Annotated in this window: 24 protein-coding genes; 10 read left to right on the top strand and 14 right to left on the bottom strand. The window is 72.1% G+C overall.

Annotated features, from left to right (window positions below; translation table 11 throughout):
• Positions 1-67 precede the first annotated feature (67 nt).
• A complete protein-coding gene (locus LGI35_RS12975) occupies positions 68-568 on the top strand; it encodes a MarR family winged helix-turn-helix transcriptional regulator (RefSeq protein ID WP_116502794.1) in 501 nt (166 codons plus the stop codon).
• Positions 569-672: 104 nt separating this feature from the next.
• On the opposite strand, the gene LGI35_RS12980 is transcribed toward LGI35_RS12975, so the two are convergent.
• From LGI35_RS12980 to LGI35_RS13000, 5 genes are all read right to left on the bottom strand, one after another.
• Complete coding sequence (locus LGI35_RS12980) at positions 673-1,725, bottom strand: aminotransferase class V-fold PLP-dependent enzyme (RefSeq protein ID WP_227294013.1); 1,053 nt, start codon at positions 1,723-1,725, stop codon at positions 673-675.
• 115 nt (positions 1,726-1,840) lie between these two features.
• Positions 1,841-2,557: a DsbA family oxidoreductase gene (locus LGI35_RS12985; protein WP_227294014.1), complete on the bottom strand. Its 717-nt coding sequence runs from the start codon at positions 2,555-2,557 to the stop codon at positions 1,841-1,843.
• Positions 2,558-2,627: 70 nt separating this feature from the next.
• A complete protein-coding gene (locus LGI35_RS12990; RefSeq protein ID WP_227294015.1) occupies positions 2,628-3,104 on the bottom strand; it encodes a GNAT family N-acetyltransferase in 477 nt (158 codons plus the stop codon).
• A 58-nt stretch (positions 3,105-3,162) separates the two neighbouring features.
• Complete coding sequence (locus LGI35_RS12995; RefSeq protein WP_227294016.1) at positions 3,163-3,771, bottom strand: DUF1349 domain-containing protein; 609 nt, start codon at positions 3,769-3,771, stop codon at positions 3,163-3,165.
• Between the two features lie 36 nt (positions 3,772-3,807).
• Positions 3,808-5,340: an aldehyde dehydrogenase (NADP(+)) gene (locus tag LGI35_RS13000; RefSeq protein ID WP_227294017.1), complete on the bottom strand. Its 1,533-nt coding sequence runs from the start codon at positions 5,338-5,340 to the stop codon at positions 3,808-3,810.
• A gap of 134 nt (positions 5,341-5,474) precedes the next feature.
• Here LGI35_RS13000 and LGI35_RS13005 point away from each other — a divergent pair, with 134 nt between their 5' ends.
• The 5 genes from LGI35_RS13005 (at position 5,475) to LGI35_RS13025 (ending at position 10,861) form a co-directional block, all read left to right on the top strand.
• Positions 5,475-6,248: an IclR family transcriptional regulator gene (locus tag LGI35_RS13005; RefSeq protein WP_116502788.1), complete on the top strand. Its 774-nt coding sequence runs from the start codon at positions 5,475-5,477 to the stop codon at positions 6,246-6,248.
• A gap of 102 nt (positions 6,249-6,350) precedes the next feature.
• A complete protein-coding gene (locus tag LGI35_RS13010) occupies positions 6,351-7,361 on the top strand; it encodes a hypothetical protein (protein WP_227294018.1) in 1,011 nt (336 codons plus the stop codon).
• Positions 7,358-8,611, top strand: coding sequence for a sensor histidine kinase (locus tag LGI35_RS13015; RefSeq protein WP_227294019.1), 1,254 nt, complete (start codon positions 7,358-7,360; stop codon positions 8,609-8,611). Before LGI35_RS13010 ends, LGI35_RS13015 begins: the two co-directional genes overlap by 4 nt.
• Positions 8,612-8,629: 18 nt before the next feature.
• Positions 8,630-9,280, top strand: a complete 651-nt coding sequence (locus LGI35_RS13020) for a response regulator transcription factor (RefSeq protein ID WP_227294020.1) — start codon at positions 8,630-8,632, stop codon at positions 9,278-9,280.
• A 117-nt stretch (positions 9,281-9,397) separates the two neighbouring features.
• Positions 9,398-10,861 carry a penicillin-binding transpeptidase domain-containing protein gene (locus LGI35_RS13025; protein ID WP_227294021.1) on the top strand — a complete coding sequence of 488 codons (1,464 nt, stop codon included), beginning with the start codon at positions 9,398-9,400 and terminating at the stop codon, positions 10,859-10,861.
• A 43-nt stretch (positions 10,862-10,904) separates the two neighbouring features.
• Here LGI35_RS13025 and LGI35_RS13030 read toward each other — a convergent pair whose 3' ends face one another.
• From LGI35_RS13030 to LGI35_RS13040, 3 genes are all read right to left on the bottom strand, one after another.
• Positions 10,905-11,612 carry a hypothetical protein gene (locus tag LGI35_RS13030; protein ID WP_227294022.1) on the bottom strand — a complete coding sequence of 236 codons (708 nt, stop codon included), beginning with the start codon at positions 11,610-11,612 and terminating at the stop codon, positions 10,905-10,907.
• Positions 11,613-11,640: 28 nt separating this feature from the next.
• Positions 11,641-13,044 (bottom strand): NCS2 family permease, encoded by a 1,404-nt coding sequence (locus tag LGI35_RS13035; RefSeq protein ID WP_227294023.1) that lies wholly within the window; start codon positions 13,042-13,044, stop codon positions 11,641-11,643.
• Positions 13,045-13,151: 107 nt separating this feature from the next.
• Complete coding sequence (locus LGI35_RS13040) at positions 13,152-13,949, bottom strand: HAD family acid phosphatase (protein WP_227294024.1); 798 nt, start codon at positions 13,947-13,949, stop codon at positions 13,152-13,154.
• Between the two features lie 277 nt (positions 13,950-14,226).
• Between LGI35_RS13040 and LGI35_RS13045 the strand changes: the two genes are divergently transcribed.
• Positions 14,227-14,538 carry a hypothetical protein gene (locus LGI35_RS13045; RefSeq protein WP_227294025.1) on the top strand — a complete coding sequence of 104 codons (312 nt, stop codon included), beginning with the start codon at positions 14,227-14,229 and terminating at the stop codon, positions 14,536-14,538.
• Positions 14,539-14,545: 7 nt separating this feature from the next.
• On the opposite strand, the gene LGI35_RS13050 is transcribed toward LGI35_RS13045, so the two are convergent.
• The gene (locus LGI35_RS13050; protein ID WP_227294026.1) at positions 14,546-15,154 is read right to left on the bottom strand and encodes a TIGR03086 family metal-binding protein; all 609 of its coding nucleotides are present in this window, start codon (positions 15,152-15,154) and stop codon (positions 14,546-14,548) included.
• 144 nt (positions 15,155-15,298) lie between these two features.
• Here LGI35_RS13050 and LGI35_RS13055 point away from each other — a divergent pair, with 144 nt between their 5' ends.
• Entirely contained in the window at positions 15,299-16,477 is a 1,179-nt protein-coding gene (locus LGI35_RS13055) for an MFS transporter (protein WP_227294027.1), read from the top strand.
• Here LGI35_RS13055 and LGI35_RS13060 read toward each other — a convergent pair.
• Genes LGI35_RS13060 through LGI35_RS13070 form a run of 3 tightly spaced genes read right to left on the bottom strand, consistent with a single transcriptional unit; the run spans position 16,452 to position 20,011 of the window.
• The gene (locus tag LGI35_RS13060) at positions 16,452-17,846 is read right to left on the bottom strand and encodes a S28 family serine protease (protein ID WP_227294028.1); all 1,395 of its coding nucleotides are present in this window, start codon (positions 17,844-17,846) and stop codon (positions 16,452-16,454) included. The genes LGI35_RS13055 and LGI35_RS13060 overlap by 26 nt on opposite strands.
• A gap of 54 nt (positions 17,847-17,900) precedes the next feature.
• Positions 17,901-19,064 carry a hypothetical protein gene (locus tag LGI35_RS13065; RefSeq protein ID WP_227294029.1) on the bottom strand — a complete coding sequence of 388 codons (1,164 nt, stop codon included), beginning with the start codon at positions 19,062-19,064 and terminating at the stop codon, positions 17,901-17,903.
• Positions 19,061-20,011 (bottom strand): 5-dehydro-4-deoxyglucarate dehydratase, encoded by a 951-nt coding sequence (locus LGI35_RS13070; protein ID WP_227294030.1) that lies wholly within the window; start codon positions 20,009-20,011, stop codon positions 19,061-19,063. Before LGI35_RS13070 ends, LGI35_RS13065 begins: the two co-directional genes overlap by 4 nt.
• Positions 20,012-20,241: 230 nt before the next feature.
• Here LGI35_RS13070 and LGI35_RS13075 point away from each other — a divergent pair, with 230 nt between their 5' ends.
• Positions 20,242-21,051 (top strand): NAD-dependent epimerase/dehydratase family protein, encoded by an 810-nt coding sequence (locus LGI35_RS13075; protein WP_227294031.1) that lies wholly within the window; start codon positions 20,242-20,244, stop codon positions 21,049-21,051.
• A gap of 9 nt (positions 21,052-21,060) precedes the next feature.
• Here LGI35_RS13075 and lysA read toward each other — a convergent pair whose 3' ends face one another.
• The gene (lysA, locus tag LGI35_RS13080) at positions 21,061-22,401 is read right to left on the bottom strand and encodes a diaminopimelate decarboxylase (RefSeq protein ID WP_227294032.1); all 1,341 of its coding nucleotides are present in this window, start codon (positions 22,399-22,401) and stop codon (positions 21,061-21,063) included.
• A gap of 14 nt (positions 22,402-22,415) precedes the next feature.
• Entirely contained in the window at positions 22,416-22,718 is a 303-nt protein-coding gene (locus LGI35_RS13085) for an SAV_915 family protein (RefSeq protein WP_227294033.1), read from the bottom strand.
• Between the two features lie 430 nt (positions 22,719-23,148).
• Here LGI35_RS13085 and LGI35_RS13090 point away from each other — a divergent pair, with 430 nt between their 5' ends.
• Positions 23,149-23,910 carry a DeoR/GlpR family DNA-binding transcription regulator gene (locus LGI35_RS13090; protein WP_206301920.1) on the top strand — a complete coding sequence of 254 codons (762 nt, stop codon included), beginning with the start codon at positions 23,149-23,151 and terminating at the stop codon, positions 23,908-23,910.
• The last annotated feature ends 40 nt before the right edge of the window (positions 23,911-23,950 follow it).

A 23,950-nucleotide genomic window follows, 5' to 3' on the forward strand; every position in this document is an offset into this window, starting at 1 on the left:
TGAAGAGCCCGAACCCCCGTGGAGAGACCGGACTCCACGGCGAGGACGGAACCGATCAGGAGTCGCCATGACGGACGAGCCACCTTGTAGTGAGCACCTGCCCGAGGCCGCCCGCTGCGGCCCCGTCAGCCATGCGCTCTCCCGCGTGGCGCGGCTGCACCGGATCACCGCGGGCAAGCTGCTGCGCGGGCTGGGCCTCTATCCGGGGCAGGAGTTCCTGATGATGCACCTGTGGGACAAGGGGCCCGTGCGTCAGTCGGAGCTCATCAAGGCGGTCGACCTGGACCCGTCCACGGTGACGAAGATGCTCCAGCGGCTCGAACAGGCCGGCCATGTACGCCGGTGCCCCGACCCGCGCGACCGACGGGCCGTGCTCGTGGAGACGACGGACGCCAGCTGCGGCCTGCTCGGCGACGTGCAGCACAAGTGGGGCGACCTGGAGGACCACACGCTGCGCGGCCTCGACAAGGAGGAGCGGACCGAACTCCTGCGGCTGCTCGCCAAGGTCGAGGCGAACCTGTGCACCGATCCGGCGAGCTGCCCGGAGGCGGAACCGGTCGACGGGTGATCCCGGCACAGCGGGCGGACCCGCTCCGGCCCCCGCTGCGGATGGGCGGCGGGGGCCGGAGGAGGGCCGACGGGTAGGCCTGCTCGGACCGATGTCTGAAGGGTTCAGCCCGCGAGCGCCTCAAGGAGTCGGTCGACGTCGGACTCCGTGTTGTACAGGTGGAAGGCCGCCCGCAGGTTGCCCGCGCGATCGGAGACCTCGATGCCGGCCCGGCTCAGCTCCGGCTGCCGTACGCCGAGCCCCGGGACGGAGACCACGGGCGAACCCGGCGCGGGCACGGGCGCGTGGCCGAGCGTGGCCAGGCCCGCGCGGAAACGGTCGGCGAGGGCCAGGTCATGGGCACGGATCGTGTCGACGCCGAGTTCCTCGACGAGCGCCAGGGAGTGCCGGGCGCCCGCGTACGAGAACAGGCTGGGGCTCTCGTCGAACCGCCGTGCCGAGTGCGCGAGCTCCTCCACGGGCCCGTAGCAGCTGTCCCACGGGCGCTCGCCCGCGACCCAGCCCGCGAAGACCGCGCTGAGCGAGCCCAGGTCCTCGGGGACGACGAAGAAGGTCACGCCGCGCGGGCACAGGAGCCACTTGAAGGCGACGGCGGACGTGAAGTCCTGCGCGTCCGCGTCGACGGGCAGCCAGCCCGCCGCCTGGGAGCAGTCGATGTAGGTGCGGGCGCCGTGGGCGCGGGCCGCCTCGCGGATCGCGGGCAGGTCGGCGACGCGTCCGTCCGCGGACTGGGCCGCGCTGACGGCGACCAGCGCCGTGCCCGGGCGCACGGCGTCGGCGATCCCCTCCAGGGGCGCGGTGCGGACCTTGAGGTCGCCGCGCACGTGGAAGGGGTTCACGGTCGAGCTGAAGTCGTCCTGCGCGGTGAGAACCTCGGCGCCCGACGGGAGCGAGGCGGCGATGAGCCCGGTGTAGACGGCGACCGAGGCGCCGGCCGCCACCCGGCCGGCCGGGACGCCGGCGATCCGGGCGAAGGCGGCGCGGGCGGCCTCGACGTCCGCGAACATGTCGGCGGGCCGGCCGGCCGCGACGGAGGCGACCGCGTCGCTCATGGCCGCCACCGCGCGGGACGGGAGCAGCCCGGTGCTCGCGGTGTTCAGATAGGTGGTGACGGGTGCGAACTCGGCGCGCACGAGCGCGTGGTCGAGAGTCTCCATGGGTCCACTGTGCCGCCTCGCCAACTATCGGTCCATTGCGAGTTGTTGAGCAGTACCCCTAAGCGTCTCTTATACGTGCCGCTCCCGCGGTCGAGTGCCGCCCCCGCGGTGTGCGTCAGTTCTGGGGGACCGCGCATCCGTCCGGGCCGCACGCCTCGGCGTCGCCGCTGTCGATGACCTGGAGCGGCGAACGGCTGTCCCACGCCTGCTCGAGCGCCTGGGCGAAGACCTCGGCGGGCTGGGCGCCGGAGACGCCGTACTTGCGGTCGAGGACGAAGAAGGGCACGCCGTTCGCGCCGAGCTCGGCGGCCTCGCGCTCGTCGGCGCGCACGTCGTCGGCGTACCGGGCGGGGTCGGCGAGGACCGCGCGGGCCTCGTCGGCGTCGAGTCCGGCCTCGGCGGCGAGGCCGATCAGGTACTCGTCGGCGTCGGCGAAGACGGACCGCTCCTCGGCGAAGTTCGCCCGGTACAGGAGGCCGATCAGCTCGTCCTGGCGGCCCCGCTCCTTCGCGAGGTGGAGGAGGCGGTGCATGTCGAAGGTGTTGCCGTGGTCGCGGCCCTCGGTGAGGTAGGCGAGGCCCTCGGAGGCGGCGTTCTCGCCGAGGTTGCGCTCGGCGGCCTGCGCCTGGTCCTCGGTCATGCCGTACTTCTGCGCGAGCATCGGGATGACGAGTCCACTGTCGCCCTTGGCGCGCGTCGGGTCGAGCTCGAAGGAGCGGTGGACCACCTCGACGCCGTCACGGTGCGGGAAGGCGGCCAGGGCCTTCTCGAAGCGGGCCTTGCCGACGTAGCACCAGGGGCAGGCTATGTCGGACCAGATCTCGACGCGCATGGGGGTCACTCCAGATTCGTACGGCGCAGGGGGTGCCCTGCGACCCCCTTCAACGCGCGCCTTCGGTGCCTCATTCCCCGGGCCGCGCGGTCAGGTGCAGCCGCATCCGCAGGTGGCTGCCGCCGCCGTCGCCGTATCCCTCGTCGGTCCAGCCCTGGCGGGCGTAGAACGCCTGGGCGCGCGTGTTGTCGCCGTGCACGTCGAGATACGCCTGCTCGACGCCGTCCGCGTGCCACTCCTCGACGCAGGCGGCGTGCAGCTCGGCGCCGACGCCGCGGCGCCAGAGGTCGGGGCTGACGTGGAACTGGAACAGCTTGACCACCTCCTTCGGCTCCCCGTCGGGCGTGCGGAAGGAGGCGAGGCCGGCGAGCGCGCCCTCCCGCACGGAGACCAGGACGTGCGAGCGGGGGCGGGTGATCGCCTCCACCCACACCTGCTCCCAGTCGGTGCCGTCGTCCGGCGGACCGTCGGGGTAGTACGTGGCGCGGGCGCGCAGGTGCAGGGCGGCGATGGCCGGGGCGTCGGCGGGGACGGCTGTTCTGATCACGCCGGGAAAGACGTCCCCTCCGGCTCCCGGGTTCCCGCACCCCCGGTTCTCCTGGGTGTCAGGAACCGTCGCGCAGACCCTGCGGCCAGTTCGGGCGGAACTCGATGTCCTCGTACGTGACGACGCAGCCGTCGCCGACCGGGGCCTGCGCCATGAAACCGACCAGAGCCGCGCCCGCGGACTCCTCGTCGCCCAGCGAGAAGATCCGGACGAAGGTCCACTTCTCGCCGTCCGGCGAGGCGTGGAAGGCGAACGCCGAACCGGTGCGGCTGATGCGCAGCCACACCGTGCTGCCGCCCACGACGAACGCGTTCGCGTCGTCGGAGCGGCCGCGCGTGACGACGGTGCACACGGTCGGCTCGTCGGGCGAGCGCTCCAGGCACAGCTTGGCCCACTCGCGCTCGCCGACGTGCAGATAGAGCACGCCCGCGTCGAAGGCGGCGGTGAAGCCGACCGTGACCCGGGCGAGCAGCTGGAAGTCGCCCTTCGGCGCCCCGAGCAGGCGGGGCGCGTCGGACGCCGGGTCCAGGGCCGTGCCGGTGGGCGGCACGAAGCGGTCCTGGCGGGGTCCGGCCCAGCCGGTGAGGGCCCCGTCCTCGTACGACCAGTGCCCGTCGGGGCCGTAGGTGCGCAGCGGGAACGGGAGTTCGGGGAGTTCGATGTCCATCGGGTCAGTTTTCCAGGTGACGAGCGGCGGGCGGGTTCAGAGTTCCTGACGGCCTTCGTAGCGGCGCGGCAGGCCCAGCGGGTTGTCGTCGCGCAGCTCCGGCGGCAGGAGCGCCTCGGGGGTGTTCTGGTACGCGACCGGGCGCAGCCAGCGCTCGACGGCGGTGCCGCCCACGGACGTCGAGGTGGACGTCGTGGCCGGGTACGGGCCGCCGTGGTGCTGGGCGGGGGCGACGGCGACACCGGTGGGCCAGCCGTTGACCAGGACGCGGCCCGCGAGCGGGGTGAGCTCGGCGAGGATCTCGGCGCCGCGGCCCTGGCCCGCGGCCTCGCCCTCGGACAGGTGGACGGTGGCCGAGAGGTTGCCGGGCAGCCGCGAGAGCACGGAGGTGACCTCGGCGTCGTCCTCGTAGCGGGCGACGACCGTGACCGGCCCGAAGCACTCCTCCAGGAGGAGGTCGTGGTCGCCGCCGTCAGTGGCCAGGCGCTGGGCGGGGACGGTGAGGAAGCCGGGGCTGACGGTGTGCTCGCTGCCCGCGCCCGGGGTCACGGGGGCGTCCACGTCGGGGAGCTCCGCGCGCTCGGCGACGCCCGCGACGAAGTTGTCGCGCATGCGGTGGTCGAGGAGCACGCCCGCGCCGGTGTCGCTGACGGCGTCGGTGAGGGACTTGACGAGGCGGTCGCCGTCGGCGCCGGCGGGCGTGAGGACGAGGCCGGGCTTCACGCAGAACTGGCCGACGCCGAGCGTCATCGAGCCCGCGAGCCCGGCGCCGATCTGCTCGGCGCGCTCGGCCGCGGCCTCGGCCGTGACGACCACGGGGTTGAGGGAGCCGAGTTCGCCGTGGAAGGGGATCGGCACGGGGCGGGCGGCCGCCGCGTCGAAGAGGGCGCGTCCGCCCCGTACGGAGCCGGTGAATCCGGCGGCCGAGACCAGCGGGTGCTTGACGAGCTCGACGCCCGCCTCGAACCCGTGGACCAGACCGAGGACGCCCTCCGGGATGCCGTGCTGGGCGGCGGCCCTGCGCAGCACGGAGGCGACCAGTTCGGAGGTGGCGGGGTGGTCGGGGTGGGCCTTGACGACGACGGGACAGCCCGCGGCGAGCGCGCTCGCGGTGTCGCCGCCGGGTACCGAGAAGGCGAACGGGAAGTTCGACGCCGAGTAGACGGCGACGACGCCCAGCGGCACCTTGTAGCGGCGCAGGTCCGGGATCGGCGGGGTCGCCGAGTCGTCGGGGTGGTCGATGACGATGCCCAGGAAGGCGCCCTCGTCGACGATGTCCGCGAAGGCGCGCAACTGGTAGCTGGTGCGGGCGAGTTCACCGGTGAGGCGGACGGGACCGAGCGCGGTCTCCGCGTCCGCGGCCTCCACCAGGTGGTCCTTGGAGGCGTCGAGGAGCTCGGCGGCGCTGCGCAGGAAGGCGGCGCGCACGGTGCGGTCCGCGAGGGCACCCGTGGCGGCGTGCGCGGCGCGCACCGCCTGGTCCACCTCTTCGGCTGTGGCTTCCACCGCAACCTGCTCCCGCTGCTTCCCGGTTCGGGGGTCGACACTCCAGACTGGTGCTGCTGCCACCGAGGTTCCTCCCAGATCTGTGCCGCTCACCTGACGACGAACAGCAGCTGTTCGATATGCTGAACGCTGTCCCTGATGATGAATACGCTACGGACTCAGGACACTAATTCTCGTCGAACGAAGGGGTCAAGGGAATGTCGGCAGGTGAGACGGGCGGCGGGGCGCAGGTCAAGTCCGCGGTACGGACCGTGGAATTGCTCGAATACTTCGCGGGCCGGCCCGGAATGCACTCCCTGGCGGCCGTCCAGGAAGCGGTCGGCTACCCCAAGTCCAGCCTCTACATGCTCCTTCGCACGCTCGTCGAACTCGGCTGGGTGGAGACGGACGCGACGGGCACGCGGTACGGCATCGGCGTACGCGCCCTGCTCGTCGGTACGTCGTACATCGACGGCGACGAGGTGGTGGCCGCCGCCCGCCCCACCCTCGACCGGCTCTCCGACGACACCACGGAGACGATCCACCTGGCGCGCCTCGACGGCACGAACGTCGTCTATCTGGCCACGCGCCAGTCGCAGCACTATCTGCGGCCCTTCACCCGCGTCGGCCGGCGGCTGCCCGCGCACTCCACGTCCCTCGGCAAGGCGCTCCTCGCGACCCACACCGACGAGCAGGTCCGCAAGATGCTCCCCGAGACGCTCCCGGCGCTCACCGAGCACACCATCACCGACCGCGAGAAGCTCATCGAGGAGCTGCACGCGGTGCGCGAGCAGGGCATCGCGGTGGACCGCGAGGAGAACACGCTGGGCCTTCGCTGCTTCGGCGTCGCGATCCCGTACCGCACGCCGGCGCGCGACGCGATCAGCTGCTCGGTGCCGGTGGCGCGCCTGACCCCCGCGCACGAGCAGATGGTGAAGGACGCGCTGTTCGACGCCCGCGACCGGCTGACCCTGGCCACGCGCAGGCTCTGACGCGCAGGCCCACCGAGGGGCGGCCCCGCCTCCCCCGCGCGGCGGAGGCGGATCGCCTGCCGGCAGGACGTGTGGCGGGGACCGGGGCGGGAGCGTGGAGTCATGACGCACACACTCGCCTCCGCTCCCCGTACCGCCCCCGGCTCCGCGCCCCGCACCGACCGGCTCCGCCGCGTGCTGCGGGCGGTCGCCGTCGTGTCCTGTCTGCCCTATCTGGCCATCAAGGCCGCCTGGATCGCGGGCAGCCACCTCGGGATCCCCGACGGCAGCTCCCTCCTCGACCACCGCGCGTCGATGATCGTGGCCAACAGCCTCAGCCTGCTGCTCGACAGCGCCGTGATCGTCCTCGCGCTGCTGCTGACCCGGCCGTGGGGGCGGCGCGTCCCGGCCTGGCTCCTCGTGTTCCCGATGTGGGTGGCGACCGGGCTCCTCACCCCGATCATGACCGGGTACCCGCTCCAGCTGCTGGTCAGGGCGTTCGGCGGCTCCGTGAACCGCGGCGGGTCCAAGGGTGAACCCTTCCTCGACGAGTGGGTGTTCGGGGTCGTCTACAGCGGCTTCATCCTCCAAGGGCTCACCCTCGGCACCCTGTTCGCCCTGTACGCGCGTGACCGCTGGGGCCACACGTGGCGCGGCCCGGTCCGGGAGCTGACGCCTCCCCCGGCCGACGCCGCCCGGCGGGCCCTGGCACTCTCCGCCGCGCTGCTCGCCCTGTTCCCCCTGACCCTGCACGCGCTGTGGGCGTGCGGCGCGACCACGGGCCTCAACTCCGCCCGGATCGCGGACCGTTCAAGTGACTTCTACGTCCTCGAGGCGACGGACGTGGCGTTCCTGGCCGCCGCCGCGCTCGGCGTACTGTCCCTCGCCTTCCGGCGCGGCGGCGGCCTGCCGGTGAAGCTGCCGCTGACCCTCGCGTGGCTCGGCTCCGGGGCCGTGGCCTGCTGGGGCGGCTGGCTCGCGCTCGCCTCCCTCACCGCCGTCGACGACATCACCCGGCGGCCGACACCGGTCATGAACCTCACCTACGCTGTCCAGATGATCGTCGGGATCCTGGCCGTCGCCGTCGGCGTCCGCTTCCTCGCGGACCGCGCGGAGCGACGTACGGCGTCATGAGGGGTTTCTGGAACCCCCTGTTCGGGCGGCGGGCGCGCCGGCGGTGGATCCATCTGATCCTCGGCGGCGCACTCGCCATGCCGTACGTCCTGGTGGGTTCGGTCGTCATCGGGTCGCTCACCGGCGTGAGCGACGTCTTCACCTCGCTGAGGCTCCAACTCGGCTCCTTCGCCGTGGGATTGCCACTGGCCGCGGTCACCGCGCTGTTCCCGCTGACCCGGCCGATCTCGGTGGCAGCGGTGCGTGCGCTGTGCGGGGTACCGGCCGACGCGCTCGCCGACGGGCCGCCCCGAAGCCGCGCCGCACGGGGGCGGACCGTCGCCTGGTTCACGCTGCACCTCGGGTTCGGCGGGGTGCTCAGTGGGATGACCCTCGCGCTGCCCCCGTTCGCGGTGACGCTGATGGTGCTTCCCCTGTTCGTCGGGCTACGCGACTCGGCCCTCGCGCTGCCCGAAGTCCTGCACCAAGCCTGGGCGTTGGCGCTCGCCCCCGTCGCGGGCGCGGCGATGCTCGTGGCGCTCGCGGGATGCGCCGCGGTGGCCGGCGCCCTCCTGGCGCGATGGGCGCCGGTGCTCCTCGGGCCGACCCCGGCGGACCGGCTCGCCGTGGCCGAACGCCGCGCCGCCGACCTCGCCGTACGCAACCGGCTCGCGCGCGAGCTGCACGACTCGGTGGGCCACGCCCTGAGCGCCGTCACCCTCCAGGCGAGCGCGGCCCGCCGCGTCCTCGACCACGACCCGGAGTTCGTCCGTGAGGCCCTCGCGGCGATCGAGGACACCACGCGGCGCACGGTGGGCGAACTCGACGCCGTACTGGGCGTGTTGCGGGAGGCGGGCGACCCCGCGTCCACGACGCCCGCGCCGACCCTCGCCGCCGACCTGGACGGCCTGCTGAGCCGCACGCGGGCCGGCGGCCTGCGCGTACGGACGGATGTCGTGGCCCTCGACCCGGCCGCGCTGCCGCCGCTGGTGTCCCGCGAGGCGTACCGGATCGTGCAGGAGGTGCTCAGCAATGCCCTGCGGCACGCGGGCACGTCCCTCACGCTGCGTCTCGCGCGCGACGTCGACGACCTGCTGATCACCGCCGAGAACCCGCTGCCGCCGCACCCGCCGCGCGCCCGCCCCGGCGGTGGCCACGGGCTGCGCGGCATCGCGGACCGGGCCCGGCTGCTGGGCGGCACCACTGAGGCGGGCCCCGACGGCGGGTCCTGGCGCGTGTCCGTACGGCTGCCCCTGAAGGCGAGCGCATGACAGGAGAGGAACCTCCCCATGACCACGATCCGCGTCGTCCTCGCCGACGACGAGCGCATGGTGCGCACCGCCCTGCGCGCCATCCTGTCCGCCGAGGACGGCATCGAGGTCGTCGGCGAGGCCGCGACCGGCGCCGAGGCGGTGTCCGTGGTGCGCGAGCTGGCGCCCGACGTGGTCCTCATGGACGTCCGGATGCCGGAGATCGACGGCATCCGCGCCACGGAACAGATCTTCGGGTCGACGTCCACGCCCCCGCGCATCCTCGTGGTCACCACCTTCGAGAACGACGCGTACGTGTACGAGGCGCTGCGCGCCGGGGCCGCGGGGTTCCTCCTCAAGCGCGCCGAGGCGGACGCGCTCGTGCAGGCGGTGCGCCTCGTCGCACACACCGACTCCCTGCTGTTCCCCGCGGCCGTGCGCGCCCTCGCCGCGGAGTACGGGCGCGCCGAGCCCGCGGCGGCCGCGTGGGTGGCGCGGCTCACGGGCCGCGAGAGCGAGGTGCTGCGGCACATGGCGGCGGGCCTGACCAACGCGGAGATCGCGCGGCGGATGGGGGTGGGCCCCGCCACGGTGAAGACGCATGTGGCGGCGGTCCTCGCGAAGACCGGGGCCCGGGACCGTACACAGGCGGTGATCGCGGCGTACGAGGGCGGCTTCATGAAGGCGTGAGCCTCATCGCGAGGGGCGCCTCTCGCCGGGGGTGACGAGGATCTCTTGATGAGGATTCACTGAGAAACCGGGCCGGAACGGAACGATTCGCTCTCCTCCGCTCGTCTTCTGTGCGGGATGAACAAGACGATCAGACGCGCCTCGGTCTTCTGTCTGCTCCTCGTGCTCGCTCTGCTGGTGAGGGCGACGTGGGTGCAGTTCTACGACGGCCGGGCCCTCGCGGACAACAAGAACAACCGGCGGAACGTGATGGAGCAGTACGCGTATCCCCTGGGCGACATCATCGTGGGCGGCGAGGCGGTCACCGGTTCGAAGAGAACGGGCGACGGCAGCGACCTCGCGTACAAGCGCACGTACAAGGACGGCGATCTCTATGCGGGTGTGACGGGCTTCAGCTCGCAGGTGTACGGCCAGACGCAGCTCGAGGGCATCTACCAGGACATCCTCGACGGGACGGACACCCGGCTCAAGAACCCCGTCGACGCGGTCACCGGCAAGCACACCGAGCCGGGTGACGTGGTCACGACCATCGACCCGTCGGTGCAGAAGGCCGCGTACCGCGCGCTCGGCGACAAGAAGGGCGCGGCCGTCGCGATCGACCCGAAGACCGGGAAGGTGCTCGGTCTCGTCTCGACGCCCTCGTTCGACCCGTCGAAGATCAGCGGCTCGGACTCGTCCACGGACGGCAAGGCGTGGACGGCGTTGTCGAAGGACAAGGACCAGCCGACGCTGAACCGCGCGATCAAGCAGGCGCTGCCGCCCGGGTCCACGTTCAAGCTGGTCGTCGCGGCGGCCGCGCTGGAGGACGGGCTCTACTCGTCGGTGGACGCGAAGACCGACAGCCCGAATCCGTTCCGCCTGCCGGGCACGAGCACCGACCTGAAGAACGAGAGCGCGTCCGCGCCCTGCGAGGACGCCTCGATCCGTACGGCGCTGCAGTACTCCTGCAACAACGTCTTCGGGAAGATCGCCGTCGACCTGGGCCAGGACAAGGTCAGGGCGATGGCCGAGAAGTTCGGCTTCAACGACGCCGAGCAGGACATGCCGGTCCGGGCCTCGCAGAGCGTGTACCCGAAGGACATGGACAAGGCGCAGACGGGCCTGTCGGGCATCGGGCAGTTCGACGTGACGGCGACACCGCTGCAGATGGCGATGGTCTCGGCGACGATCGCCAACGGTGGCCGGCAGGCATCCCCGCACATGGTCTCGCAGGTCACGGACGCCGACGGCAACGCGATCAAGAGCTTCGCCGACGGCGACGACACGCGCGTGGTCAGCTCGTCCACGGCCTCGCAGCTCCAGTCGGCGATGCAGACGGTCGTGGAACAGGGCACCGGTACGAACGCGCAGATCGCGGGCGCGACGGTGGGCGGCAAGACGGGCACGGCCCAGCACGGCGAGAACAACAGCAAGACGCCGTACGCCTGGTTCACGTCGTACGCGAAGGACGACTCCACCGGCAAGGAGGTCGCGGTGGCGGTCGTGGTGGAGCAGTCGGACGCGGCCCGCTCGGAGGTGAGCGGCAACGGTCTGGCGGCGCCGATCGCGAAGGCGATGATGTCGGCGGCGCTCAAGGGCTAGACGGGCCCGGCGGTGGGCCGGAACCGGTGTTCCTGCCCACCGCTCATGCCGGCCGGCGGCGCCGGGCTCGTACCACCCAGGTCGTCACCAGTGGCGCCGTCGCTCCCACCGGCAGGCCCACCGCGAGACCGACGCCGAATCCCGTGCCGGTGCTCACCGCCACCACGACAGCGGCGACGAGGAGCAGGGCGCCGCCCATGAGTACGTAGCCGCGCCGGCGCCCCGGGAACGTGGGGCGCCGCGCGACCGGCGGCGGTTCGGGCGGCACGGGCGCCGGGCCGGCGCCGCCCGACTTCTCACGCTTGAACCACGCGTACACGACCCAGCTGCCGCACGGCTCCCAGCCGTCGCGCGCGAGCCGCTCGCCGGGGCCACCGCCCCCGGTGATCAGCTCGCGCCGGTACTCCCAGCGCCGCGGCCGCTCCGGGTCGCGGTGGCTGACGAAGCGGCCGAGCGGGTCGACCCGCTCGACCTCCCAGCCCTCGTCGCCGAAGCGGTTCAGAAGGGGCTCGTCGGCATACGTGTCGGCGAGCCATCGCCAGGTCTCCAGGTGCTCGTCGGCTGCGGACGCCCCGGACGGGGCGAGGCGCTGCGCGAACGCGTCGACCGGACCGAACGCGTCCTGCGGGTCCGCTCCCCCGGCCTGCGCCAGATACGCCGCGAGATCGGCGACCGTGGCGGCGACATGGTCCGGCGGAAGCCCGTGCGCCTCGCGCAGCAGCTCCGCGAGGCGGTCGAGATAGCCGGTCATCGCACCACGGTAGATCACCGGGTCACGGCTACCTGACGCCGAGCAGTTGCTCCAAGGGGTCGATCGCGAAGTACACGAGGAAGAGGGCGGAGGCGCCCCAGAGCAGCCAGTGCACCTCACGCGCCTTGCCGACGACGGTCTTGATGACGACGTACGCGAGGAAGCCGACGCCGATGCCGTTCGTGATCGAGTACGTGAACGGCATCACGGCGATGGTCAGGAACGCCGGCACCGCGATGTCGTAACGGTCCCAGTCGATGTACTTGACCTGCGTCATCATCAGGAAGCCGACCGCGACGAGGGCGGGCGCCGCGGCCTGGAGCGGCACGATGGTCAGGAGCGGGGACAGGAAGAGGGCGAGCGCGAAGAGGCCTCCCGTGACGAGGTTGGCGCATCCGGTGCGGGCGCCCTCGCCGACACCGGCCGCGGACTCGATGTAGGTGGTCGAGGAGGAGGCGGAGGCCGCGCCGCCCGCGACGGCGGCGGCGCCGTCGATGAGCAACACCCGCCCCAGCTTGGGCACTTGACCCTTCTCGTCCAGCAGCCCGGCTTCGGCGGTGATACCCACCACCGTGCCCATCGTGTCGAAGAAGTCGGACAGGATGAGGGTGAAGACGAGCAGGATCACGGTGAGCGCGCCGGTTCTGCCGAACGCGCCGAAGAGGCTGAAGTCGCCGAGCAGCCCGAAGTCGGGCGCGGCGAACACGTCGTCCGGGATCTCGGGCGTGGTCAGTCCCCAACTCTTCACATCGGCGACGGAGTTGATGATGACGGACACGACCGTCATCACGACGATGCTGATGAGGATGGCGCCCTTCACCTTGCGCGCGAGCAGGCCGATGGTCAGCAGCACGCCGAGACAGAAGACGAGGACGGGCCAGCCGGAGAGGGTGCCCGTGCCGCCGAGCTGCACCGGCACCGTGGACTGCGCGATGTCCGGGATCCGGGTCACGAACCCGGCGTCGACGAAGCCGATGAAGGCGATGAACAGTCCGATGCCGACGCTGATGGCCTGTTTCAGCGGCTGGGGTATCGCGCGCATGACGGCCTCGCGCAGCCCGGTGACGACGAGGACGCAGATCAGCAGGCCCTCCAGGACGATGAGCCCCATCGCGTCCGGCCAGCTCATCAGCGGGGCTATCTGGAAGGCGACGACGGCGTTGAGGCCGAGGCCCGCCGCGAGGGCGAGCGGCAGATTGCCGCCGACGCCCATGATGACGGTCATCACGGCGGCCACGAGGGCGGTGGCGGTGACGAGTTCGGCCCCGTCGAGCTGGTGCCCGAACTTGTCCTTCGCGCTGCCCAGGATGATCGGGTTCAGGACGAGGATGTAGGCCATGGTGAAGAACGTGGCGAATCCGCCGCGCACTTCGCGGGAGTACGTGGATCCACGCGCGGTGATACGGAAGTAACGGTCCAACGGGGCGAGCATGACGGGCTCCTCGGGTCAGCCGTGCCAAGTGGTGGCTGGATTGTTCCCCCGAGGAGCCCGTTTCAGGTTTTCGCGGTGTTACGGAATGCGGGTGCGGGTCGGTGTGCTCACTCGACGAAGTACGTCGGGTTCGGGAACTTGTAGGTCCGGTCGGCGTAACCGCCCTCGAGGTCCGAGTACTGGTCGCCGAAATTGGCGACGACGTCGTAGCCGAGGGACTCGATGTGCTTGCGGGTACCGGACTTGTACTGCACGGTGGTGCAGTTCCAGGCGCTCGCGGTGGCGCAACCGCTCAGGTAGGCGGGCGGGTTGGCCTTGTCCTTGAGGAACATGTGGGCGGCGTCGAGGTTGACGTCGATGCCGACCTTCTTGAGGTTCTCCACGGCGGACGCGCGCTGTGCCTCGCCCAGACCGGAGTTGTAGAAGACCTCGACGCCCTTCTTCTGCGCGTACGCGATGAGGTCGGGCGTCCCGAACACGGCGGGCCGGTTCGCCTTGGCGACGTACTCCTTCCAAGTGGCGTCGTTGTAGACGTAGTTGGTCTTCTTCTCGTAGTCGAGGCTGAGGAGAAGGGTGTCGTCGATGTCGAAGACGACGGCGGGCTTGTGGCCCTTGTGGTGGTGCCCGGCGGCAGCCTTGGCGATCTGCTTCTTCGCACCCGCCTCGATGCGACCGAGGTCCTGGGCGTACTGGCTGGACGGGGACGCCTGGTAGACACCGTCCGCGTCGAGGGCGGTGCCGTAGTAGGAGTCGATCTCCTTGACGAGCTGCCCGATGTTCTTGGGCTCGGCGGTGGTGTGCGCGGACTCTCCACCGGCGTTCGCGACACCGGTCCCGTAGAGGGCGGCACCGGCGAGGGCACAGGATGCGGCGGCAACGGCCGCGATACGTAGGGGCTTCTGCATGACACGCTTTCTACGCGCGTCACACCGCCGGACGCGAGGCCCTTTGCACGATCGATATCTGATCCACGGCCGAACCCGCGGCCACCGGGCCCGGGCCCCCGCCCACTGACCGGCACATGATCAACCCATGACCTCCCCTTGACCCGCCTCCCCTATGGTCATGGACCGCACTCGCGAACGACGGGGGCAGTTGCAGCCCGACACCCTCCGGTCGGTGGTTCTCGTGACGGCCGAGTCGTCCAGGACCAGCGAGACCAATCGATCGACGGAAAAGGCAATGACCGCAGCTCTCACCCTCGCCGCCGGGACCCACTCACCCTCACTCGTGTTTCTTGTCGTCTTCGCCCTCGGTGGCCTCGTCATCCTCTGGTGCGGGGTGAGTTGGGCGTTCGACGTGCGCGGGATCACCACCCGTCGGTCCGAGCGGATTCGGCGGAAGAACGCGGACGCCTGGGCGGCGACGGGGCGGCTCGACGCTTCACCCACCGTTTTCGCCACGCCCGGGTACCTGCGGTTCCTGGGCGCTCTCATGGCGTTCGCCGGGCTCGTCCTGCTGATCGTCTCGTACGCCCTCTGGCACCTGAACTGATCTGTCGTCAGGCAGTCGGCTTCCAGCCCGGGTCCCTGCCGCTCAGGCCCACCGACCGGTCGAGCAGGGGCGCGGAGTCCGCCACCTTGACCACCGGGCCGAAGATGTCGGGGCGCGGTCCCTCGGCGGACTGGAGCAGGAAGGCGTGGGCCGCACGCAGGGCGCCCTCGTCGGGGGCGTAATCCTGACCCGTCGCCTTCGCCAGGTCCCAGGCGTGCACGACGAGTTCGTCCAGGGCCACGAGCGCCGCCACCGCTGCGGGCAGGTCGACCCCGCCCGCCCGGGTCATCCCCTGCCAGGCCTCCGGGTCGCGCCAGGTCTCGGCGAGTTCGTCGAGCGCCTTGGCCAGCGCCTCGCGCCAGCCTTCCGTGATGTCGGGCAGGGACGCCGTGGGGCTCGTGTCCGTCGTCGGCCCCAGGTTCTTGCGTCCGGCGTCGCCGAAGGCGACGGTCAGGCCGAGGATGTGCCCGAGCAGGTTGCGCACCACGTACTCCGGGCACGGGGTCGCCAGGTCCAGCTGGTCCTCGCCCACTCCGTCCGCGAGGCGCGCCACGATCCGCGTCTGCGGGCCGAAGTCCACCATCTGCTGCGCCGTCTGGTCGGTCGTGTCGGTCATGCCGGCTCCTTGTTCCCCTCAATGTCAGGGCTCGCGTCGCGTACTTACCTGTAGACCCCGGCACCGCCCGGAACTCATCGCCGTATCCGCATACGGCATCCTCCCGATTCCGCGCCGGGGCCCTTAGGGCCACGATGACCTGGCATGACGTCCACTTCTACCGCCGCTCGGGGCGGTTTCCGGCTCCTCCTGGCCGGCATCGTCGTCTCCGGGTTCGGGACCTCCGCCATGTGGCTGGCCGCCGGGATCTGGGTGAAGGATCTGACCGGCTCGGACAGCCTCGCCGCGCTGTGCGCCTTCGCGCTGTGGGCGCCCGCGCTCGCCGGGCCCCTGCTCGGCACGGTCGCCGACCGCACCCGGCGACGGCCGCTCCTCGTCGCCACGAATCTGGGCCTCGGGCTGCTGCTCCTGTCGCTGCTCGCCGTCGACTCCGCCGGGAGTCTGTGGATCCTGTTCGCGGTCCTCGTGGCGTACGGGGCGTGCGGCGTCGTCACCGACGCGGCCGAGGCCGCCCTCGTACCGGCCGTCGTCGGCAAGGAGTCGCTCGGTGACTTCAACGGGCTGCGGATGACGGCCAACGAGGGCATGAAACTGGTCGCACCGCTCGCGGGGGCGGGCCTCTTCGCGGTGTACGGGGGCGCGGGCGTGGCCCTGCTCGACGCCGCGACCTTCGCCGCCGCGGCCGGGCTGTACACGCGTCTGCGGGTCGAGGAGTCCGCGCCCGCCCGCCGGACCGCGGGTGTGTGGACCCGCACCGCGGAGGGCGTGCGCGCGCTGTGGCGGCAGGAGCGGCTGCGCCCCCTCGTCCTGGCCGCCGCGGCCACCATGGTCCTGGCGGGCCTGAACGGCGCCGCGCTCTACGCGGTCGTCGACGGCGGCCTCGGCCGCTCCCCCTCGTACGCGGGCGTCCTGTACGCCGTGCAGGGCGCCGGTTCGGTCGCGGCCGGGCTCACCGCGGGAGCGCTGCTGCGGCGGCTCGGCGAGCGCCGGTTCGCGGCGGCGGGCATCGCCCTGTTCGCAGCCGGCGCGGGCCTGCGCGCACTCCCGTACGACGCCGTGGCGCTCGGGTGCAGCGCCGCGATCGGGACGGGCCTGCCGTGCGTCCTGATCGCGGCGCTCACGGCGGTCCAGCGCGAGATCCCGGACGCGCTCGTCGGCCGCGCCGTGGCGACCGCGAACACTCTGATGTTCGCGCCGAACGCGGTGGCCCTCGCGATGGGCGCGGGCCTCATCGCGGTCGTGGACCACCGCGTCCTGCTGGCGCTGCTCGGCGCGGCCGGACTCGCGCTCGCGTGCGCTACTGCACGCCGGCCCAGCGCTTGACGGTGGCGACGGCCTTGGCCTGTTCGTCGGCGGGCAGCTTGGCGATGGACGCGCCATGGTTGGAGCCGGGCACGACGTAGCGGTACGAGTCGTGCCTGCTCGGGGTGAACTTCTCGGCGCTCCACGGGTCGTTCTGCCCGTACACGAACATCATCCGCTCGCCGCGCGTCCTGACCCACTTGTCGACGCCGGAGATCGCGGAGCCGTCGTAGGTGCCGCGCATCGCGGCGGGCAGGACCGAGTTGGGCTGGTAGATGTCCGGGTAGTGGCGGACGTCCTTGAGGTGCTTGAACTTGAGGTCGGCCCAGCCGAGTTGGGTGGCGGCCTGCCGGTAGTAGGGCCCGGTGCCGTTCGTGCCGAGGGTCTCGTCCTGGTAGACGCTGAAGCCGTGCCCCTTCGACCAGGTGTAGAGCTCGTCGTCGGTGGCCTTCTTGGCGTCGGGCACGGTCGGGCAGTCGTCGATCGTGCCGCTCTGCCAGAAGTTCCACACCTGGTCGAGCACGGCGAACTCGTAGGCCCTGTCGGTGGTCCCGAGGGTCTCCTCGAACGTGTCACCGGCCGCCGCCGCGTCGGCCTCGAACTTGGGGATGAGGCCGTCGCGGCGCACCAGCATCTCTCGCTGCACGGCGTTCAGGGCGGCGCGGCACTCGGGCGTGCCGACCGTCCTGAAGAAGTTCTCGTAGCCGCTGTCGTCCTCGTTGTCGGCGTCGTTCGGGGCGACGAACGCGACGACGGCGTCGAGGTCCTTCGGGTAGAAGCGCTCGTGGAATGTGGCGGTCATGCCGCCCTTGCTGCCGCCCGTGCCGAGCCACTTGCCCTTCTCGATGGTGCGCAGGGCCTGGGTGACGCGGTGCTCGTCACTGGCCTCCTGCCAGACCGTGAGCTTGGACCAGTCGTCGCCCGCAGCGCCCTTGGGGCGGGACTCGGCGAAGTAGCGGTGCTCGATGGAGACCTGGTTGGCGTCGAGCAGCTTGGTGATCTCGCGGGTGCTGGAGGAGAGCGTGTAGCCCCCGGTGTAGAAGACGGTCGGCTTGGCGGCCGCCTTGTGCCACAGCGTGAGGCGCTGCGTGAACGTGCCGGCCTTCGGGTTGCTGTGGTCGACCGGCTGCGCGTACGTGAGCGTGTAGAAGGGGTAGCCCTCCTTGTCGGTCACCGAGACGACCGTCATGCCCGGGATGGCCGCCAACTCGGCCTGAATGTCTTCCTGTTGGACGGCGGCACCGACCACGTCCCCCTGCACCGCCGCCGCGGGCACCGTCCCGCCGAGCACCGCCGCGCCCGCCATCACCCCCGCGCACAGCAGCGCGGCTGCCCCCTGACTCCGAACCTGTCTGCGACCCTGGCCCCGCCCCTGGTTACGCACGCGCACCTCGTGTCCCCTCCGTAGGAAGCGTCGATTGTGGTGCGCGGATGGTAACCGCTTTCAGCCGAGGTCCGACAGAGCCTCCGCGATCAGTTCCAGGTCGCGGTCCGACGCCAAGCCCGCGTGATAGAGGCGCAGTTCGGTGGCGCCGAGTCCGGCGGCGCGCCGGGCGTCGGCGGCGAGCGTGCCGGGACTGCCGCCCATCCCGGCGACCACGGTGAAGTTGGCGGCCACGACTCCCCTGCCCTGAGCGGCGAAGGGAGCTATCAGCTCCACGCCGCCCGTGCACGGCACGACCACACCGTCCGCCACCGAGAGAATGTGGGCCGGGTCCACGCCCGCGTTCGCCCCGCAGTGGTACGACGCCGGGTCGGCGTGCAGCAGGATGCGGAATCCGTCCGGTGCCTGCGCACGGACCGCGGCGACGGCGTCCTCCTGGAGGCCGCGGGCGACACTGTCGCGCCACGCGCGCGTGCCCGCCGCCGCGCGCGCCCCGAGCAGCTTCTCCACCGCCGCCCAGCCGGCGTCCGGGGTGCCGTGCCCGCGCCACAGGGGTTCGAGGGCGCGCCGGACGTCGGCCGCCAACTCGTCCGCGTCCAGGCCCTGTCGGCCGTATCCGTCGCGGCACGACGGGCAGAAGCAGAGCGACATCAGGTACTGGCCCGCTTCCCCCAGACCTACGCCCGCGGTCTTGTCGTGGGCGTGCAGATGGGCGAGCCCGTACCAGCCGAGGGATTCGAGTTCGGTGCCCTTCGCGCCGGGCCGCACGGCCGCCTCCGCCGCCAGGTCGACGAGGTACGCGCGCGTGGCGGGCTGTGCGATGCAGGGGGCCCACGGGTAGCGGTCGCCGTAGGCGTTGACGACGGAGGTGTCCGGGCGTTCCGCGCCGAGGCGCGAGTTGTGGGCGAGGACGACCCAGGTGTGGACGTCGAGCCCGGCGTCCGCGAGTGCCTCGGCGGCCTGCCCGAAGGCGTCGCCGGGTGCCCAGTCCCCCGCCTCGTACGGCCGCAGGTCCCGGCCCTGCCAGCGGTCGCCCGGCGGGTAGAGCGCCGCGGCATGTTCGGCCGTGACGACGCGGTGGTTCGGGTGACGGGGCGTCAGGGCGCGGGTGGAGTGGTAGGCGGAGGCCAGGGTGACCTGCCGGACGCCGAGGCCGGCGATGCGGTCGGCGGCCTCGGGGTCGCCGTTGACGTCCCAGGGATAGACGAAGGCGGATGCCCTCACGCCAGGTCCCCCGTCTCCGCCAGGAGCGCGCGGCCGCGCTCGACGATGCCGGCGAGCCGCTTGACGTGCTCGTCGGTGGGCTCGTGCAGGGGCGGGCGGACCTCGCCGACATCAAGGCCGGTGAGCCGGACGCCCGCCTTGACGAGGGAGACGGCGTAGCCGCGGCCCTCGTTGCGGAGTTCGACGAGTGGCCGGTAGAAGCCGTCGAGGAGGCGGTTGGCGGTGGCGTCGTCGCCGGTGCGCAGGGCCGTGTGGAAGGCGAGGGCGATGTCGGGCGCGAAGCAGAACACTGCGGACGAGTAGAGGCCGACGCCGATGCCGCGGTAGGCGAGTCCGGTGAGTTCGGCGGTGGGCAGGCCGTTGAAGTAGAGGAAGTCGGTGAGTCCCTCGGCGCGTACGGCGCTGATGGTGCGCTGGAGGAGGTCGAGGTCGCCGAGGCCGTCCTTGAGACCGAGGATCTTGGGGTGCCGGGCGAGGGCGACGACGGTCCCGGGCGTGAACACCGCGTTGTCGCGCTGGTAGACGATGACCTCCAGGGAGGTCGCGTCGGCCAGCTCCGAGTAGTGGCGCAGCAGGCCCTCCTGGCCGGCGACCACGAGGTAGGGCGGCATCGCGAGGAGCCCGTCGGCGCCGGCTTCCTCGGCCAGGCGCGCGTAGCGCACGGCGAGGGCCGTGCCGTACCCGGCGCCCGCGACAACCGGCACCCGTCCCGCGGTCTCCTCGACGGCCGCGGCCACGCACGCCTGGAACTCCTCGGGGGTCAGGGCGTGGAACTCGCCCGTTCCGCAGCACGCGAAGACCGCGGCGGCCCCGGCCTCGACGCCCTGGCGCACATGGGTGCGGAAGGTGTCGAGGTCGAGGGTGCCGTCGGGTCCGAAGGCGGTGACCGGGAAGAACAGCGGCCCGCTGGGGATGCTGAGTCGAGCGGCGAGAGGGGCTGACGTCACGGGCTCTCCCTTGGCGTGCACAGTTCTGATTTGCGTCTATATTTCTGAACTCGCTCACGCTAATCCGCCCCCAGGGCACGGGTCAAGCACGCTAACTCGCATCCTGGCAGCGGATTTCGGGCCTCCGCAGGAGACTTGACTCCACCCGGCGGCAATCTTTAGCGTGTCCACGGATGTGAATGCCGTGCATGAATGCGGCCATCTGGCTGACTATTCGAGGAGACTCCCGCATGCCCGCTCCCCGCACCGTCCTGCTCACCGGAGCCGCCGGCGGCCTCGGCACCCTGATGCGCGGACTGCTTCCGGCCTACGGCTACGAGCTGCGCCTCCTCGACGCCCGGCCGATCGAGGGCGAGCCGGACGCGATCATGGCCGACCTCGCCGACCGGGACGCCCTGCGCGAGGCCGTGCGGGGCGTCGACGCGATCGTGCATCTCGCGGGCATCTCCCTGGAGTCCACCTTCGACAAGATCCTCAAGGCGAACATCGAAGGGCTCTACAACCTCTACGAGGCCGCGCGCGAGGAAGGCGTGCGGCGCATCGTGTTCGCCTCGTCGAACCACGCGATCGGCTACACGCCCCGCCCCGGGGACGGCGACCCCCGCGTGCCCGTCGACACGCTCCGCCGCCCCGACACCTACTACGGCCTGTCGAAGTCGTTCGGCGAGGACCTCGCGCAGTTCTACTGGGACAAGTTCGGTCAGGAGACCGTGTCCGTGCGCATCGGCTCGTGCTTCATGGAGCCGACGAACGTACGGATGATGTCCGTGTGGCTGAGCCCGGGCGACGGCGCGAGGCTCTTCGACGCCGCGATCAGGGCGGAGGGCGTCGGACACACCGTCGTCTATGGCTCGTCCGACAACACGCGCGTGTGGTGGGACCTCTCCTCCGCGCGGGCCCTCGGTTACGAACCGCAGGACGACTCGGAACAGTTCGCGGAGAAGCTGATCGCCGAGTTCGGTGAGCTGGACCCGGAGAACCCCGACCACACGCGGATGGGCGGGCACTTCGTGACGAACCCGCCCATCTGGCCCTACTGAGACGGCTGTTCAGAGCCCTGTGTCGCGGCTCCTGAGGTCCTCCGCCGACTCGCGGCGCACCAGGAGCCTGGCCCGCCCGTCCGCCACGGCGACGACGGGCGGCCGTCCCGCCAGGTCGCATCCGGACGCCAGCGACAGGTGGTAGGCGCCCGCCACGGGCACGGCGAGGAGGTCCCCGGGCCGTACGTCGTCCGGCAACGGCACGTCCGGGGCGAGGATGTCGCCCGCCTCGCAGTGCCGGCCGACGACCGTGACGGGGCGCACGGCCGCCGTGGAGCGCCTGCCGACGAGGCGGGGTGCGCAGCGGACGCCGTGGAGCGCGGGCCGAGGGTTGTCGCTCATGCCTCCGTCGACGGCGACGAAGACACGGGCGCCGGTGCGCTTCACGGCGAGCACCCGGTACAGGGCCACGCCCGCACGGGCGACGACCGCGCGGCCCGGCTCGACGGCGAGGCGCGGCACGGGCAGGTCCGACTGGGCGCAGGCGTCGGCGAGTTCGCGGCGCACGCGGCGGGCCAGCTCCGGCACGTCGAGCGGGTGCTCGCCGGGCCGGTGGGCGACCGCGTGACCGCCGCCGATGTCGAGCTCGGGCAGGGTGATCCCGTGCCGGTCGCGGACGCGGGCCATCAGGCCGACCAGGTGCCGCACGGCGACGACGTACGGCTTCACGGTGTCGATCTGCGAGCCGATGTGGCAGTGCAGTCCGGTCAGTTCGAGCCCCGGCTGCTCGACGAGGCGTGTCACGGCGTGCATCGCGGAGCCGTCGGCGATCGACAGGCCGAACTTCTGCTCGTCCGTCCCGGTGCGGATCGCGGCGTGCCCGGCCCCGGCGACGCCCGGCACGACGCGCGCCATGACGCGCTGCCGGGTGCCCTGGGGGACGTACGCGGCGAGGCGGGCGATCTCGGAGGTCGAGTCGACGACGATGCGCCCCACGCCGTGACGCAGGGCCGCGCGCAGGTCCTCGGGGCTCTGGGCGTTGCCGTGGAAGACGATCCGCTCGGGCGGCAGGCCGGCGATGACGGCGAGTTCCAGCTCGCCCGCCGAGCACACGTCGAGCCCGAGGCCTTCCTCGTGGACCCAGTGGACCATCGCGCGGCACAGGAACGCCTTGGCCGCGTAGAGGACGTCGGCGCCGGGGAAGGCGCTGCGGTAGGCGCGGCAGCGTTCGCGCACGTCCGTCTCGTCCAGTACGTAGACGGGTGTGCCGAACTGCTCTGCCACGTCGGGGAGTTCGACCCCGGAGACGGTCGGATCGCCGTGCGGCCCCCGGACGGTGGTGGCGGGCCAGACGGAGAGATCGTCGGGCGACTGCGGCGGGATGGCGGTGGCTACGGTCGTGACGGCCATGTGGACGGGCCCCTTCAGCCGCGGTGGCCGGCGGGCGCGGCCGCCGGACGCGGGTCGACGGTGAGCTCGGTGACGCCCACCGGTCCCGTGAGGGCCCGCAGGGCGGGTTCGGCGAGCCTGATCCACGGCTGGCCGGGGCCGAGCACGGCGACGAGGAGGCGCTCGCTGGTGAAGCCGACGGCGGTGCGGCCGCCGCGCGCGGTGCGGAAGAGGCGGGTCGCGCAGGTCCCGGGTCCCGGCCGGACGGGGACGAACAGGGGTCCGGCCGGGGTGGGTTCGCAGGGCTCGGCGTCGTCGGCTTCGATGCGGTCGTTCACGGCTGCTCCTGGGTGGTGGCAGAAGAGTGCTGACGGAAGCGTGCTGACGAAAGAGTGCTTCGGCAGTGACGTTATGCCCGCCTGCCCCCACTCCGGCCCCGCCGATGACGCGCTGTTGACTCCTTCTCGGCACTCCTTGACGCAAAGCGAACGCGGCAGACGGGCAGCGAACGGGCGGCCACGGCGCCCCGAACGGGCATCGCCGTGCCCGCTTGCGCGCACCGCCCCAGGTCCGCGACGGGCACACGCCGGCGCGAACGGGCACAGACGGGCAGCATCGGAGCGGTAACGAACCTGGTCACGGCCGCGGGCCCGCTGTACAAATTTCCCAGAGTCACCGCACGGGCCCGAACGGGCGGCGGAGCCGGACACCGGGCAGGCCCCCACGGCCCGGAACGCACAGCCAGGACCGCACAGAGAGGTGCACAGCATGAGCGCGGAGGAACGCCAGCGGGAGATCGTGCGCGCCGCACGCCGCAGCGGCTCCGTCGACGTCACCGTGCTCGCGGCCGAACTCGGCGTCGCGAAGGAGACCGTGCGGCGCGACCTGCGGGCCCTGGAGGACCACGGCCTGGTGCGGCGCACGCACGGCGGCGCCTATCCCGTGGAGAGCGCCGGGTTCGAGACGACGCTCGCCTTCCGCACCACCATGCACGTCCCGGAGAAGCGCCGGATCGCCGCCGCGGCGGCCGAGCTGCTCGGGGACGCGGAGACCGTCTTCGTCGACGAGGGGTTCACGCCCCAGCTCATCGCCGAGGCCCTGCCGCGGGACCGGCCGCTCACCGTGGTCACCGCGTCGCTGGCCACGGCGGGCGCACTCGCCGAGGCGGAGAACACGACGGTGCTGCTGCTCGGCGGCAGGGTGCGGTCCGGCACGCTGGCCACGGTCGACCACTGGACGACGAAGATGCTCGCCGGGTTCGTGATCGACCTGGCGTTCATCGGCGCCAACGGCATCTCGCGCGAGCACGGCCTGACCACGCCCGACCCCGCGGTCAGCGAGGTCAAGGCACAGGCCGTGCGGGCCTCCCGGCGCACGGTGTTCGCGGGTGTGCACACCAAGTTCGGGGCGGTCAGCTTCTGCCGGTTCGCGCCGGTCTCCTCGCTGGAGGCGATCGTGACCAGCACGCACCTGCCCGCGTCCGAGGCTCACCGCTATGCGCTGCAGGGGCCCCAGGTCATCCGCGTCTGACACCCCTGCCTGCGTACGCCGACGGGTTCCGCACATCCCG

It is taken from the genome of Streptomyces longhuiensis (genome assembly GCF_020616555.1).
Classification (GTDB): Bacteria; Actinomycetota; Actinomycetes; order Streptomycetales; family Streptomycetaceae; genus Streptomyces; species Streptomyces longhuiensis.

Coding starts and splice junctions, on each gene's coding strand:
- LGI35_RS12975 (WP_116502794.1), top strand. CDS start 68: ATGACGGACGAGCCACCTTGTAGTGAGCACCTGCCCGAGGCCGCCCGC.
- LGI35_RS12980 (WP_227294013.1), bottom strand. CDS start 1,725: ATGGAGACTCTCGACCACGCGCTCGTGCGCGCCGAGTTCGCACCCGTC.
- LGI35_RS12985 (WP_227294014.1), bottom strand. CDS start 2,557: ATGCGCGTCGAGATCTGGTCCGACATAGCCTGCCCCTGGTGCTACGTC.
- LGI35_RS12995 (WP_227294016.1), bottom strand. CDS start 3,771: ATGGACATCGAACTCCCCGAACTCCCGTTCCCGCTGCGCACCTACGGC.
- LGI35_RS13005 (WP_116502788.1), top strand. CDS start 5,475: ATGTCGGCAGGTGAGACGGGCGGCGGGGCGCAGGTCAAGTCCGCGGTA.
- LGI35_RS13010 (WP_227294018.1), top strand. CDS start 6,351: ATGACGCACACACTCGCCTCCGCTCCCCGTACCGCCCCCGGCTCCGCG.
- LGI35_RS13015 (WP_227294019.1), top strand. CDS start 7,358: ATGAGGGGTTTCTGGAACCCCCTGTTCGGGCGGCGGGCGCGCCGGCGG.
- LGI35_RS13020 (WP_227294020.1), top strand. CDS start 8,630: ATGACCACGATCCGCGTCGTCCTCGCCGACGACGAGCGCATGGTGCGC.
- LGI35_RS13025 (WP_227294021.1), top strand. CDS start 9,398: ATGAACAAGACGATCAGACGCGCCTCGGTCTTCTGTCTGCTCCTCGTG.
- LGI35_RS13030 (WP_227294022.1), bottom strand. CDS start 11,612: ATGACCGGCTATCTCGACCGCCTCGCGGAGCTGCTGCGCGAGGCGCAC.
- LGI35_RS13035 (WP_227294023.1), bottom strand. CDS start 13,044: ATGCTCGCCCCGTTGGACCGTTACTTCCGTATCACCGCGCGTGGATCC.
- LGI35_RS13040 (WP_227294024.1), bottom strand. CDS start 13,949: ATGCAGAAGCCCCTACGTATCGCGGCCGTTGCCGCCGCATCCTGTGCC.
- LGI35_RS13045 (WP_227294025.1), top strand. CDS start 14,227: ATGACCGCAGCTCTCACCCTCGCCGCCGGGACCCACTCACCCTCACTC.
- LGI35_RS13050 (WP_227294026.1), bottom strand. CDS start 15,154: ATGACCGACACGACCGACCAGACGGCGCAGCAGATGGTGGACTTCGGC.
- LGI35_RS13055 (WP_227294027.1), top strand. CDS start 15,299: ATGACGTCCACTTCTACCGCCGCTCGGGGCGGTTTCCGGCTCCTCCTG.
- LGI35_RS13075 (WP_227294031.1), top strand. CDS start 20,242: ATGCCCGCTCCCCGCACCGTCCTGCTCACCGGAGCCGCCGGCGGCCTC.
- lysA (WP_227294032.1), bottom strand. CDS start 22,401: ATGGCCGTCACGACCGTAGCCACCGCCATCCCGCCGCAGTCGCCCGAC.
- LGI35_RS13090 (WP_206301920.1), top strand. CDS start 23,149: ATGAGCGCGGAGGAACGCCAGCGGGAGATCGTGCGCGCCGCACGCCGC.